Annotated in this window: 12 protein-coding genes; 6 read left to right on the top strand and 6 right to left on the bottom strand. The window is 67.1% G+C overall.

Features of this window, described 5'->3' with window-relative positions:
- Positions 1-5: 5 nt before the first annotated feature.
- From GV068_RS20400 to GV068_RS20415, 4 genes are read right to left on the bottom strand one after another with little or no spacing between them, the layout of a single operon-like run.
- The gene (locus GV068_RS20400; protein ID WP_159702123.1) at positions 6-722 is read right to left on the bottom strand and encodes a LytTR family DNA-binding domain-containing protein; all 717 of its coding nucleotides are present in this window, start codon (positions 720-722) and stop codon (positions 6-8) included.
- 32 nt (positions 723-754) lie between these two features.
- A complete protein-coding gene (locus GV068_RS20405) occupies positions 755-1,909 on the bottom strand; it encodes a sensor histidine kinase (protein WP_159702126.1) in 1,155 nt (384 codons plus the stop codon).
- Positions 1,906-3,378 carry a carotenoid oxygenase family protein gene (locus tag GV068_RS20410; protein ID WP_159702129.1) on the bottom strand — a complete coding sequence of 491 codons (1,473 nt, stop codon included), beginning with the start codon at positions 3,376-3,378 and terminating at the stop codon, positions 1,906-1,908. Before GV068_RS20410 ends, GV068_RS20405 begins: the two co-directional genes overlap by 4 nt.
- Positions 3,379-3,388: 10 nt before the next feature.
- The gene (locus tag GV068_RS20415) at positions 3,389-3,805 is read right to left on the bottom strand and encodes a DUF2141 domain-containing protein (protein WP_159702132.1); all 417 of its coding nucleotides are present in this window, start codon (positions 3,803-3,805) and stop codon (positions 3,389-3,391) included.
- Positions 3,806-4,015: 210 nt separating this feature from the next.
- On the opposite strand from GV068_RS20415, the gene GV068_RS20420 reads away from it, so the two are divergent.
- Entirely contained in the window at positions 4,016-4,336 is a 321-nt protein-coding gene (locus tag GV068_RS20420) for a hypothetical protein (protein ID WP_159702135.1), read from the top strand.
- Positions 4,337-4,393: 57 nt separating this feature from the next.
- Here GV068_RS20420 and GV068_RS20425 read toward each other — a convergent pair whose 3' ends face one another.
- Together GV068_RS20425 and GV068_RS20430 are read right to left on the bottom strand one after the other, a co-directional pair.
- Entirely contained in the window at positions 4,394-4,579 is a 186-nt protein-coding gene (locus GV068_RS20425) for a hypothetical protein (RefSeq protein WP_159702138.1), read from the bottom strand.
- 130 nt (positions 4,580-4,709) lie between these two features.
- On the bottom strand, positions 4,710-5,381 hold the full coding sequence (locus GV068_RS20430; protein WP_159702141.1) for a TetR/AcrR family transcriptional regulator: 672 nt from the start codon (positions 5,379-5,381) through the stop codon (positions 4,710-4,712).
- A 116-nt stretch (positions 5,382-5,497) separates the two neighbouring features.
- On the opposite strand from GV068_RS20430, the gene GV068_RS20435 reads away from it, so the two are divergent.
- The 5 genes from GV068_RS20435 to GV068_RS20455 are packed head-to-tail and all read left to right on the top strand — an operon-like array spanning position 5,498 to position 12,563.
- On the top strand, positions 5,498-6,637 hold the full coding sequence (locus tag GV068_RS20435) for an HlyD family secretion protein (protein ID WP_159702144.1): 1,140 nt from the start codon (positions 5,498-5,500) through the stop codon (positions 6,635-6,637).
- A 9-nt stretch (positions 6,638-6,646) separates the two neighbouring features.
- Positions 6,647-8,251, top strand: a complete 1,605-nt coding sequence (locus GV068_RS20440) for a DHA2 family efflux MFS transporter permease subunit (RefSeq protein ID WP_159702147.1) — start codon at positions 6,647-6,649, stop codon at positions 8,249-8,251.
- A 21-nt stretch (positions 8,252-8,272) separates the two neighbouring features.
- A complete protein-coding gene (locus tag GV068_RS20445) occupies positions 8,273-9,718 on the top strand; it encodes an efflux transporter outer membrane subunit (RefSeq protein ID WP_159702150.1) in 1,446 nt (481 codons plus the stop codon).
- A gap of 46 nt (positions 9,719-9,764) precedes the next feature.
- Positions 9,765-10,802, top strand: coding sequence for a YCF48-related protein (locus GV068_RS20450; protein ID WP_159702153.1), 1,038 nt, complete (start codon positions 9,765-9,767; stop codon positions 10,800-10,802).
- 42 nt (positions 10,803-10,844) lie between these two features.
- Positions 10,845-12,563 carry a hypothetical protein gene (locus GV068_RS20455; RefSeq protein WP_159702156.1) on the top strand — a complete coding sequence of 573 codons (1,719 nt, stop codon included), beginning with the start codon at positions 10,845-10,847 and terminating at the stop codon, positions 12,561-12,563.
- The last annotated feature ends 85 nt before the right edge of the window (positions 12,564-12,648 follow it).

The following is a 12,648-nucleotide window of genomic DNA, read 5'->3' on the forward strand; positions in this document are numbered from 1 at the left end:
AACACCTACATCTGCTTGAACAAATCCACATAATTCCTGCTCACCACCAGCTGCTCATCCCGCCCCTTGAGCCGCACATGCACCCGCCCGCGAAAATCCGTCCGCGTCCCCACCACGTGTTTCGCCGCCACGATCACCCCGCGGTGGATCTGCCAGAACTGCTGCGGGTCGAGCTGTTCCTTCAACTTGGCGAGCGGCGTGCGGATCAGGCTTTCGCCGTCGGCCAGGAACACGCTGGTGTACTTGTCGTTGCTCTGGAAGTAGATCACCTCATCGATCGCGATCAGGCGCGTCTCTTGCCCTTTGGCCGCGCGGATCCACTGCAGCGGGGCGGGCGCCGGTGCGGCTACGCCCAGTTGGCGCAGCAGCGCCGCCAGCGCATCCGGAACCGGCGCCGGCGCCGGCGTGTCCAGCGCCTGCTTCAGCCGCGCTACTGTGCGTGACAAGCGTTCCAGCCCGATCGGCTTGAGCAGGTAATCGAAGGCCGCATGCTCGAAGGCCTGCAGCGTGTAGTGGTCATAGGCGGTGGTGAACACGACGCGTGGCGGATTGGCGCCGGCGCACAGGCGCGCGGCCAGTTCGATGCCGTTCAGGCCCGGCATCTGGATGTCGAGGAAGACCACCTGCGGCGCCAGCTCGTCGATCAGTGCGAGCGCCTGCACGCCGTTGGCGGCGCGCGTGACGCGCAGCTCGGGCCAGGCGGCCGCGAGCTGGGTTTCCATGTAGTCGAGCAGATGCGGTTCGTCGTCTGCGATCAGGGCGCGTGGATGGTCGATGATGGCACCAATAGGGGTAGCAGCAGGCGCGAGGTGACGCCGCCCGCGGGGTTTTCGATGAGTTGCAGCTGCGCGCCGGCGCCATACAGCTGGCGCAGGCGCTCACGCAGGTTGGACAGGCCGACGCCACCGCCAGGACGCGGCGGCGCCGTGCGCAGGCCAAGGCCGCTGTCGCAGACTTCGATGCACAGCACGCCGTCGTCCAACTGCGCGCGCACCACGATCTCTCCGCCCTCGAGCTTGGGCTCGATGCCGTGCATGATCGCGTTCTCGACCAGCGGCTGCAGCAGCATCGGCGCGATCGGCAGGGCGCCCAGGGCCGGGTCAAGCTCGAAGCGCCAGCGCAGGCGCCCCTCCAGGCGCACGCCCAGCACGTCGAGATAGGCGCCGGCCAGGTCCATCTCGCCCTGCAGGCTCGCATGCTCGGCGCGGCTGGCCGACAGGCTGGCGCGCAGGTAGTCGATGAAGCGCTCCAGCATGCGGCGCGCCTTGGCCGGCTGGCTGTCGATCAGGCTGACGACGTTGGCCAGCGTGTTGTACAGGAAGTGCGGTTCGATCTGGGCCTGCAGCGCGCGCAGCCGCGCCTCGGCGACCAGCCGGCCCGCGGCGGCAATCTGTTCCTGCTGGCGTGCGGCTTCCGCTGCGCGCCGCATGCGGCGTTCGCCGGCTGACAGCAGCAGGACCATCAGCACGGCCGTCATCAGGCCGAAGGCGAGCAGGAAGATCACGGTGGCGCTGTACTGGTAGAAGCGCAATGGGTCGCTGCCGGCAACCAGGGCATTCCCGAACGGGATGCCGATCACGCTGGCCATCGTGATCGCAACGATCTGGCTGCCGCGGAACAGGCGCATGTTCTCGCGCGACAGGTAGCGGTCGAGCAGGCGCAAGGCGCCGTGGATCATGAAACCGATCAGGTTGCTGATGACCAGGGTCGCGAACAGCAGGCGCCAGAAGGACATCTCGCGGCCGAAAAGTTTTTGTAGCACGGTGAGGCCGAGCCCGAGCATGCTGCTCCAGATGGCCGTGTACAGCAGGTCGCGTGCGAGCGAGGGCGGCCAGCGGCGAAACAGCGGGATCAGTTCCAGCGGATGGCCGCGCTCGCGGGCCTGGGTGGGTGAAGTGACGGTGATCATGCAGTCAAGAAATTACCATGAAAGCAGTGCGGTGTGCGATAAGGCAGCCGCGCCAGCGCCACCGGCCCGGCGGACACGCGCGCTGCGTCGAACACCGTCATCACGCCCACGCCCTTGCGCAGGTCCTGGGCCACGCCAAGCAGATAAGCGTCGGTCTCGGAGCGTGCGTTGCGGCGCGGGACCAGCACGTGCTCCTCGACCTGCCAGCCGGCGCCGAAGCGGTAGCCGTCGACCTTGCCGCTGTCGGTGTCGACCAGGTTCACGGAGGACAGCACGGTGTCGCTGCCGCCGAGCAGCACCAGCTTGCGATGGCGGCTGCCGACCACTTGCGGTGCGACGCGCGGGAACTCGCTGGCGCCGAACACGCGGCTGGTGCGCGCCTGCCCGGCGGCGTAGTCGAGGCAGACCTGCACCGCCTCGCTGCGCGTCTGCAGTCTGGATGGGCGCTCTCCCGCCATCAGACCGCCCAGCTCGGCCAGCACGTCGCCCGCATGCAGCACGACGTCGAAGCGGGTACAGGCGCCGTCTTCCCAGGCATTCCCGAAGTGGAACACCATGCGGGGAGGCAGTTCGAACACCTGGCGCACCGTGAGCGTGTCCTTGGCCACCACGATGATGCGCAGCGGCCGCGCGTTCGAACCGCTGCCGGCCCAGGCGTGGCGCTCGGCGAAGCTTGTGTCGTTCCCGGGCAGCAGGTCGTAGGGCGGGACCATGAAGATCAGGTGGTTCGCGCTCACCACGAAGTCGTGCACCATGGCCTGTTGCGGCACTGGAATCAGGGCCATGCGCAGGACCTGGCCGTCGGCGCCGATCTGGTACAGCGCGATATTGCCCGAGCCGGGCAGGGCGCCGAAGTTCCACATGCCACCCTGCGGGTCGATTTTCGGGTGCGCGGAGAAGGGCATCGAGCGCAGGTCGTCGCGCCAGGTTTTCACACCGACCGTGGCCAGCGTCTCGGGATCGACCTCGGTGGCCGAGCCGCCTTCCCACAGCGCGTAGACGCGGCCGTTGAAGGGCAGCAGGTTGGTATTGGCGGCGTTCAGGGTGTCGTTGTCGCGAAAGCCGCGGCGCGCCACGTAGGTGCCGAAGGAGGGATAGAGAAAACGGCCGGCCTGCGATTCGTCCACGAAGCGCCGGGTGTCGACGAAGCGGCCCTGGTGCCGGACCTTGCCGTCGGCGACGGTCCAGCGCTGGGCGAAGCCGTCGCCGTCGAACCAGTGGTGGTAGCGCTCGCCGCCCAGCTCGAATCGACCGGGGCCATTGCGGTAGAAGCTGCCCTGCAGGTCGGCCGGCAGCCGCCCCTCGATGCGCGCTGCGCCGGCCTGGCTGCCGACCGTGTCCGCATACACTGCCAGCGCCGGCTCGCGGGCGAGGGCGGCGTGGAAGCGCCGGTACGTCTGTTCGTCGGCCCGGGCGCTGCCTGCGAAGGCCAGGCTGCCGGCAGCGGCAAGGAAGCGGCGGCGGTCCATGTTCGACTCCTCAACGCAGGCTGATGGTGGCGGTGGCGCCGGCGGCCGGCAGTGCGAGCTTCACCTGGTCGAAACTCGGCGGGCCCATCTCGCCGAGGGCGTTGTTGCTGAAGGCGTAGTCTTCGAGCGGGATACCCATGAAATTGCGGTCCATCTTGCCGTTGTCGTTGGCGTCGTGGTACAGGGCGATGCCGTAGCCGCCCGCCGGCAAGTCCTTGATGACGACGTCCACGCTGCCGGGTGCAGCCGCGACCTGGGCGGTCTGCACCGGGCTGCGCAGGAAGCCGCCCGGCGAATCGTAGACGGCGACCATGATCTTGCCCTGGCTTGATTTGATGTCTGTGACGCGGACGGTGAGGTCGGCGGCGCCGGCGGCGCAGCTGAACAGGGCGAGGGCGAGGCAGGCGGCGCTGCGGATCGTGTTCATGTGTGGTCTCCATCAGGTTGTCGATGGAAGCACTGTAGCCAGGACTGACTGCTGCGGCCCGGCCTTGCGACGGACATGCCGCCGACGGGCGCGAGTTGCGTCCCGGCAGCGCGAGTTGCAGGCGTGGCGGGATTCCAATCGTGCCATGAGGGCAAGCTCCCATATTGACGCTATGATGGGCGTGTGTGAGTCGGCTACAGGGAGGCTGCGATGTACGAACACGGCAATGAATACGTCGGCACGGTATTCGTGCTGCCCGAAACCCGCTGCTTCGAGCTCAGGACCACCGTCCATGGCGAGTCGGCGATCGTCACCGGCACCATTTCCCAGCAGCTGGCGGCGCGCTTCGCCGGCGGTGCGCCGGACCCGATCGACCCGCGCCAGGTATCCTTGCAGCCGCGCCGGGTCGAAGTCATGACCCGCGAAATACACGAACGCCACCGCGCTCCGCGCAAGGTCTACTGCCTGACCCGCCTGCACGACTTCGACACCCAGGCGCAGGGCAGTCCGGCGCCCGCACTGGCCGACTGACAGGCGTAAAAAAGCCGCCCGGCTTGCGCGGGGCGGCTTGTTCGGGCGTGTGCCGGTTCAGGTAAACGCGATGAAACGCTGCGGAATATCGATGCTGCCCGACTGGGCCGCCGCGGCGTAGGCACGCATTTCCGTAACGACCGCTTCCAGCTGTTCGTTGTTCGGGTTCTGCAAGAACAGCTTCATGCGTTCCTGCAGGGCAGCCTGCTGGTCGCGCCATTCATAGCGGGAAGACTTGCTCATGCTTCCTCCTCGCGGCGAACTGCCGCTGTCGTTTTATTGTTCATGACATCCTCCTGTAATAAGGATGTCAGATTGACACATTTATTCCCCATACGTCGGTGCGATCACGCACAGACCGGAGTCCATTTGGTCAAAAAATGCTGCGGTAAAACAACTCTAGACGCTCGGAAAGCAGACGGCGCGCTTCGGCGCGAATCGGTTCCTGGTCGGGGAAGAGGAAACGCACGACCGGGTCGCCATTGATGCAGGCGATCAGGTGCGCAGGGAGGAGGGCGACCGGTACGTCCGGCCGCAGCTGGGCGCGCACGTCGGGGCGGCTGAAGTAGCGCTCCAGCATTTCGCGGGTGGCGCGCGGCCCGGCTTCATAGAAGGCCTCGGCCAGTTCCGGGCTGCTGCCGGCTTCGGCGATGACCACGCGCTGCAAGGCCATGGCGTCGGATTCGCATAGCATGTCGTAGAAATAGCCGGCGAACTCGCCGATGACTTCGCGCAGCGGGCGCTGGTCGACGTCCATTTTCCCGACCGGGAAGAAGCGCTCGCGGCGCGCCGCCAGCACCGCCTTGAGCAGGCCGGCCTTGCCGCCGAACTTGACGTAGATGGTCCTCACCGCCACCCGCGCTTCGCGGGCGATGGCTTCCAGGCTGACGCCGGTATAACCGTGCTTCAGGAACAGGCAGCCGGCCACGTCGATCAGATCGCGCATGCGTGCTTCGACTTCCGACGCCTTGGGGCGGCCGGCGGACTTGCTCGCAGCCTTGCCGGTATCAAGGGTGTCGGTGGTGTCGGAATGGGCTTTACTCATGCCGGATAGAGTAATGCACCTAAAAATGAAATGCAACCGTTTCATTTCTTGACTTCGGTCCCGTCATGTCGAATAATGCGATGGACCCATTTCATTTATCTTCGGAGTTTGACCCCATGGCAGAATCGCACACCCCCACCGCGCAGGCAGCCGCCCCGACCACCGCGCCGGCAGCGCCGGGCAAGACCCCGCCCAACAAGCGCGTGCTGGGCGTGGTGGGACTGATCGCCCTGGTCGCCCTCGGCGCGGGCGGGCGCATGTGGTACCGCAGCAGCCACTTCGTCGAGACCGAGAACGCCTACGTCACCGGCCGCGTGCACCCGGTGTCGAGCCGCGTGGCCGGCGTGGTCACGCGCGTGCTGGTGGATGACAACCAGCTGGTGAAGGCCGGCGACCTGATCGCCGAACTGGATCCGGCCGACCACCGCGTGCGCGTCGAGCAGATCGAAGCCCAGATCGCCAGCGTGGAGCAGCAGATCGGCCAGGCCGACGCCCAGGTGGCGCAGGTGAAGGCGCAGGCCGCCGCCGCCGGCGCCCAGATCAAGCAGGCCGAGGCCCAGCTGGTGCGTGCGCGCCAGGACGCCGAGCGCTACGGCCAGCTGTACAACGACACCATGAAGGCCGTCTCCAAGGCGGAAGTCGACGCCTCGAGCGCGGCGCGCGCCGCCGCCACCGCCGACGTGGCGGCGCGGCGCGACAGCGCCAGCGCGGCCCAGGCCCAGGTGAGCGCCGCCAGCGCAGGCCGCGACGTGCTCAAGGCGCAAATCAAGGTGCTGCAGGCGCAGCTGAAGGACGCGCGCCAGCAGCTGGCCTACAACCAGGTGGTGGCGCCGGTGGCGGGACGCATCGGCAAGCGCAGCATCGAAGTCGGCGCGCGCGTACAGCCGGGCCAGCAGCTGCTGGCCGTGGTCGAGGACGAGGTCTGGGTCACCGCCAACTTCAAGGAAACCCAGCTGGCCGGCCTGGAGCCGGGCCAGCAGGTCTCGCTCGAAGTCGACGCGCTGCCGGGCAAGCACCTGGAAGGCCGCGTGCACAGCTTCTCGCCGGCCTCGGGCGCCCAGTTCGCGCTGCTGCCGGCCGATAACGCCACCGGCAACTTCACCAAGATCGTCCAGCGTGTGCCGGTCAAGATCGTGCTCGATCCTGCGGACGTGAAGAAGTACGCCGGCCGCCTGGTGCCGGGCATGTCGGTGGTGGCCGAAGTCGAACTCGGCCAGAAGGTCCAGCACACCCAGACCGCAGCAGCTGCGCACTAAGGATCGGCAATGACTAGCCTCACGAAGGCCGCCGCGCCGGGGGCCATGCCCGGAGCGCCGGCCAACGGCGCCCGCATCGACGCGCGCACCTGGATCGCGGTGGCCGCCGGCATGCTGGGCGCCTTCATGGCGGTGCTCGACATCCAGATCACCAACTCCTCGCTGCGCGACATCCTCGGCACGCTCTCGGCCACGCAGGAAGAGGGCTCGTGGATCTCGACCGCCTACCTGTGCGCCGAGATCGTCGTGATCCCGATGACCGCGCTGTTCACCCGCGCCTTCGGGGCGCGCTGGTACATGATCGGCACGACCTCGCTGTTCCTGCTGTTCTCGACCCTGTGCGGTGCGGCCTGGAACCTGGAAAGCATGATCGTGTTCCGCATGCTGCAGGGCTTCACCGGCGGCGCGCTCATTCCGATGGCGATGACCCTGGTGATGACGCGGCTGCCGGCCTCCAAGCGCGCGGTCGGCATGGCGATCTTCGGCCTCACCGCCACCCTGGCGCCGGCCATGGGCCCGACCCTCGGCGGCTACCTGTCCGAGCTGTATGGCTGGCCCTCGATCTTCTACATCAACTGGGTGCCGGGCGTGCTGCTCATCGCCGGCATGGTGTACGGGCTCGATCCGGAAAAGCCGAACCTGAAAACCCTGCTCAACGCCGACTGGCTCGGCATCTGCCTGATGGCGCTCGGCCTGGCCTGCCTGACCATCTTCCTGGAAGAGGGCAATTCGAAGGACTGGTTCGAGTCGAGCTTCATCGTTACTTTTGCTGCGCTGTCGCTGTTCGGCATCCTGGGCTGGGTGGCGGTGAGCTTCTCGCGCCCGGACCCCTTCGTGAACCTGCGCCTCTACGGCCAGCGCAACTTCCTGGTCGCGACCGTGCTGTCGGCGGTGACCGGCATGGGCCTGTATGGCTCGTCGTTCCTGCTGCCGCTTTACCTGGGCCAGATCGCCGGCTACACGCCGATGCAGATCGGCGAAGTGATCGCCTGGGTCGGCCTGCCGCAGCTGCTCGTGATGCCGTTTGCCGCCGCGTTGTCCTCGAAGGTCGACAACCGCATCCTGTGTTCCTTCGGCCTGCTGCTGTTCGGCGGCTCCTGCCTGATGAACGCCTTCATGGATGCGAGCACCGGCTACGACCAGCTGATGGTGACCCAGGTGATCCGCGCGATCGGCCAGCCCTTCGTGATGCTGACCCTGTCGAACTTCGCGATGCAGGGCCTGGCCCCGAAGGACATGCCGTCGGCTTCGAGCCTGTTCAACATGACCCGTAACCTGGGCGGCTCGATCGGCATCGCACTGCTGGCCACCAGCCTGACCAACCGCGAACACTTCCACTCGGCGCGGCTGGGCGAGGCGGTGTCGCAGTACGCGCCGGCGACCCAGCAGCGCCTGGACCAGCTGACCCAGGGCCTGATGGCGGGCGGCATGGACCCGGCGACGGCCGCCAACCAGGCGCTGGCCGTGATCGACCGCATCGTGCGGCGCGAGTCCTATGTGATGGCCTACAACGACGGCTTCTGGATTGTCGGCCTGGTGCTGATCGGCTGCATCGCCGCGATCTGGCTGGCGGACAAGGTGAAGTCTCCCGGCGGTGCATCGGGCGCCCACTGAACTCGAATGAAGAGAATGAACATGCTGAAGAAACTCGTACTCCTTAGCGTCCTGGGCGCCGCACTCGGTGGCTGCACCACCGTCGGTCCCGACTTCAAGGCCCCTGCCAGCGCGGCCGATACCTCATACCGCCATGCGGCGTCGAACAATAACGCCGCGCGCCTGCCGGCCCAGTGGTGGACCGTGTTCGGCGACGCCACTCTGGACCAGTTGGAAGCGCGCGCCCTGCGCGACAACCCGGGCGTACAGGCCGCCGCGCAGCGCCTGCTGCAGGCGCAAGCCCAGCTGGGCGTGGTGCGCGCCGGCCAGGTGCCGAACGTCTCGGTGGGCGTGGGCGTGTCGAACTCGCGTACTTCGAGCGAGACCTCGCAGGGTATCGCGCTGGGCCACCGTTCGATCGAAGGCAACAACTTCAGCGTCGGCGCCTCGCTCTCGTATGAACTCGACCTGTGGGGCCGCGTGCGCCGCGTGGTGGAAGCGTCCGACGCCCAGGCGCTGGCCGCGCAGAACGACCGCGACGGCGTGCTCCTGATGCTGTCCGGCCAAGTGGCGAGCTCCTACTGGCAGCTGCGCGGGCTCGATGCCGAACTGGCGATCCTGCGCGACGCCCTGGCGGCGCGGCGCGAAGCGCAAGACCTGGTCGAAGCGCGCTTCAGGGGCGGGCTGACGAACGAACTGGACGTCTCGCGCGCCCGCATCGAACGCGCCAACGCCGAAGCCGACCTGCACGAGGTGCAGCGCCAGCGCAATACGGTCGAACACGCGCTGGCCACTTTGGTCGGCGCCTCGCCGAGCGCGCCGCTGCTGGCGGGCGACGCGAAGGCCCAGCTGCCGCAGCCCCCAAACATTCCGGTCGGCCTGCCGGCCAGCCTGGTGGGGCAGCGTCCCGACCTGGCGGCCAGCGTCGCCCAGATCAAGTCCTTCAACGCCCAGGTGGGCGTGGCCGAAGGCGCGTTCTACCCGTCGCTGTCGCTCACGTCGAACTTCGGCTTCGCCTCGGAGCACCTGCGCGACCTGGCCAGCGGCGGCGCACGTCAGTTCTCCTTCGGTCCGCTGGCGCTGTCGCTGCCGATCTTCGACGGCGGCCGCAACAAGGCCAACCTGGCGCTGTCGAAAGCACGCTACGAGGAAGCGGTGGCCAACCACCAGACGCGCCTCCTGACCGCGCTGCGCGAAGTGGAAGACGCGCTGTCGGACGTGGAGCAGCGCCAGCGCCAGGGCGAGGTGCAGACGCAGTCGCAGCAAGCCGCGGCGCGCGCGCTGCTGGTGGCGCAGGCGCGCTACCAGCGCGGCCTGTCGACCTATCTCGACGTCACCGAAGCCCAGCGCACCTCGCTGGCGGCGGACCGCGCGGCAAGCCAGATCCGCACCCAGCGCCTGCTGGCGACCGTCGCCGTGGCGCGTGCGCTCGGCGGCGGCTGGGAGCAGGGCGAAGCACTCGCTACGATCGCGAAAGCGCCGCAGTAAAGTAGGGCTACAATGCGGATCACTCAACCATACGAGGATCCGCATCATGTCCCTGCCTGCACGCGCCCTGTTCCTTGCTGCCCTCCTGGTTTCCAGTGCGGCCAGCGCCCAATCCTGGCAAGCCGTCCCCAGCGGCACCGGCGCCGAGCTGCGTGGCCTGTCGGTCGTGAACGGCAAGGTGGCCTGGGCCAGCGGCGCCAAGGGCACCGTCCTGCGCACCGTCGATGGCCAGCAATGGCAGGCGATGCAGGTGCCGGACGCCGACAAGATCGACTTCCGTGACATCCAGGCGTTCGACGCGAACAGCGCCGTCGTGATGGGCGCAGGGCCGGGCGCGGCCTCGCGCATCTACCGCACCGACGATGGCGGCGCCAGTTGGAAGCTGATCGTCACCAACCCGGTGGCCGAAGGCTTCTGGGACGCGATGGCCTTCTGGGACAAGGACAAGGGCATCCTGTTCGGCGACCCGGTCAAGGGCAGCTTCCAGGTCTACACGACGAACGACGGCGGCCGCTCCTGGCAGGAGATCGCTTCGAAAGGTATCGAAGCGATGCCGAACGAAGGCGCCTTTGCCGCCAGCGGCACCTGCCTCGCCGTGGCAGGCAGCAGCGACGCCTGGATCGCGACCGGCGGCAGCGCCACTTCGCGCGTGTTCCACTCCCCTGATGGCGGCAAGACCTGGCGCGCTTCCGCGACCCCGATTCCTGCCGGCGCCGCCGCGCGCGGCGTGTTCTCGGTCGCCTTCCTGAATCCGAAAGAGGGCTTCGCCGCCGGCGGCGACTACAAGGAAACCCGCATGGCCGGCACCAATGGCGCCTTCACCACGGACGGCGGCGCCAGCTGGACGCCGGTGCAGGTCGCGCCCGCCGGCTACATGTCGGTGGTGATGCCCGTACCCGGCGCGCCGCGTGCGCTCGTTGCCGCAGGCCTGGCGGGTTCGGGCTATTCGCTGAATGCCGGCCGCAACTGGACCGAACTCGACAAGACACCGATGAACACGGTCGGCTTCGCCAGCCCGACTCAGGGCTGGGCCGTGGGACCGAAAGGCTTGCTGATGAAGTACACGGGGCCCGCGCTGCAATGAGGTTTACAATCGCCGCACAATAACACCCTGACAGGAGACTCCATGAACAAGCTGTTCGCACCCCTCGTGCTGGTCGCGGCCCTCGGCGCCGCGTACGCCAATGCGGCACAAGCGGCTGAGCCGGCCACCGCCGCCCAACTGCACGGCATGGCCAAGCGCTTCGCGCCGGCCGAACTCAAGGCCGACACTTCGAAGCTCTCGAAAGGCGACCGCGCCGCCATGGCCAAGCTGATCGAGGCCGCCAAGATCATCGACACCCTGCAGCTGCGCCAGCGCTGGTCCGGCAACGAAGCGCTGTGGGCTGCGCTCCAGAAAGACAACTCGGAACTGGGCAAGGCGCGCCAGAACGCCTTCTGGCTGAACAAGGGCCCGTGGTCGGGCCTCGACGACAACCAGTCCTTCATGCCCGCCGAGTATGCCGGCATCAAGATCCCGGCCAAGAAGCCGCTGGGCGCCAATTTCTATCCCGAGAACGCGACCAAGGAAGCGCTGGAAAGCTGGATGAACGCTCTGCCGGCCGCGCAGAAAGCCGATGCGCAGTGGTTCTTCACCGTGATCCGCACTGGCCCCGACGGCAAGTTCCGCACCGTGAAGTATTCCGACGAATACCGCGCTGACCTGGAAAAGCTGGCCAAGCTGCTGCGCGACGCCGCGGCCTCCACAGACAACGCCTCGCTCAAGAAATTCCTGAGCCTGCGCGCCGACGCCTTCCTGTCGAACGACTACCTGGCCTCGGACTTCGCCTGGATGGACCTGGACGCTCCGGTCGACGTCACCATCGGCCCGTACGAAACCTATAACGACGAGCTGTTCGGCTACAAGGCCGCCTTCGAAGCCTACGTGAGCATCCGCGACCAGAAGGAAACCCAGAAGCTGGCCTTCTTCGGCAAGCACCTGCAGGAACTGGAAGACAACCTGCCGGTCGACAAGCAGTACCGCAATCCGAAGGTCGGCGCGATCGCCCCGATGGTGGTGGTGAACCAGGTCTACGGCGCCGGCGATGGCAACATGGGCGTGCAGACTGCCGCCTACAACCTGCCGAACGACGAGCGCGTGATCCGCGAGCGCGGCTCCAAGCGCGTGATGCTCAAGAACGTGCAGGAAGCGAAGTTCCAGTCGACCCTGAAGCCCATCTCGAAGCTGGTATTGCGCCCGCAAGACCAGAAGGACCTCGACTTCGATTCCTTCTTCACCCACATCCTGGCGCACGAGATCATGCACGGCCTCGGTCCGCACCACACGAAGAAGGACGGCAAGGAATCGACCCCGCGCCAGGACCTGAAGGACACCTATTCGACCATCGAGGAAGCCAAGGCCGACATCACCGGCCTGTGGGCGCTGGGCTATATGATGGACAAGAGCCTGCTGAAGGACACGCTGGGGCAGGGCGCGGCCGCCGAACGCAAGCTCTACAACACCTTCCTGGCCTCGAGCTTCCGCACCCTGCACTTCGGCCTGACTTCCTCGCACGCGCGCGGCATGGCGATCCAGGTCAACTACCTGCTCGACAAGGGCGGCTTCGTGGCGAATGGCGACGGCACCTTCTCGGTCGACTTCAAGAAGATCAAGGGAGCGGTCGCGGACCTCGACCGCGAGTTCCTGACCATCGAAGCCACCGGCGACTACGACGCTGCCAAAGCGATGATGACGAAGTACGTGGTGATCCGTCCGGAAGTGCAGAAGGCGCTCGACAAGCTGAAATCGAGCGTGCCGAACGACATCCGCCCGAGCTTCGTGACAGCGGCTTCGCTGACGAAGTAATGCCGATTCGGCGGCCTGTTTGGCACGTACGCAACAGTGCCGCCGAATTTACTTAATCTAAACTGAAAGCCTCGTCAATCCATAC

Origin of the sequence: Massilia sp. 9I (assembly GCF_902506415.1) — a bacterium.
Classification (GTDB): domain Bacteria; phylum Pseudomonadota; class Gammaproteobacteria; order Burkholderiales; family Burkholderiaceae_D; genus Telluria.

What these genes read in the sequence shown, in the direction of transcription:
- GV068_RS20400 (WP_159702123.1), bottom strand. Translation starts at nt 722, where the DNA reads ATGGAAACCCAGCTCGCGGCCGCCTGGCCCGAGCTGCGCGTCACGCGC.
- GV068_RS20405 (WP_159702126.1), bottom strand. Translation starts at nt 1,909, where the DNA reads ATGATCACCGTCACTTCACCCACCCAGGCCCGCGAGCGCGGCCATCCG.
- GV068_RS20410 (WP_159702129.1), bottom strand. Translation starts at nt 3,378, where the DNA reads ATGGACCGCCGCCGCTTCCTTGCCGCTGCCGGCAGCCTGGCCTTCGCA.
- GV068_RS20415 (WP_159702132.1), bottom strand. Translation starts at nt 3,805, where the DNA reads ATGAACACGATCCGCAGCGCCGCCTGCCTCGCCCTCGCCCTGTTCAGC.
- GV068_RS20420 (WP_159702135.1), top strand. Translation starts at nt 4,016, where the DNA reads ATGTACGAACACGGCAATGAATACGTCGGCACGGTATTCGTGCTGCCC.
- GV068_RS20425 (WP_159702138.1), bottom strand. Translation starts at nt 4,579, where the DNA reads ATGAGCAAGTCTTCCCGCTATGAATGGCGCGACCAGCAGGCTGCCCTG.
- GV068_RS20430 (WP_159702141.1), bottom strand. Translation starts at nt 5,381, where the DNA reads ATGAGTAAAGCCCATTCCGACACCACCGACACCCTTGATACCGGCAAG.
- GV068_RS20435 (WP_159702144.1), top strand. Translation starts at nt 5,498, where the DNA reads ATGGCAGAATCGCACACCCCCACCGCGCAGGCAGCCGCCCCGACCACC.
- GV068_RS20440 (WP_159702147.1), top strand. Translation starts at nt 6,647, where the DNA reads ATGACTAGCCTCACGAAGGCCGCCGCGCCGGGGGCCATGCCCGGAGCG.
- GV068_RS20445 (WP_159702150.1), top strand. Translation starts at nt 8,273, where the DNA reads ATGCTGAAGAAACTCGTACTCCTTAGCGTCCTGGGCGCCGCACTCGGT.
- GV068_RS20450 (WP_159702153.1), top strand. Translation starts at nt 9,765, where the DNA reads ATGTCCCTGCCTGCACGCGCCCTGTTCCTTGCTGCCCTCCTGGTTTCC.
- GV068_RS20455 (WP_159702156.1), top strand. Translation starts at nt 10,845, where the DNA reads ATGAACAAGCTGTTCGCACCCCTCGTGCTGGTCGCGGCCCTCGGCGCC.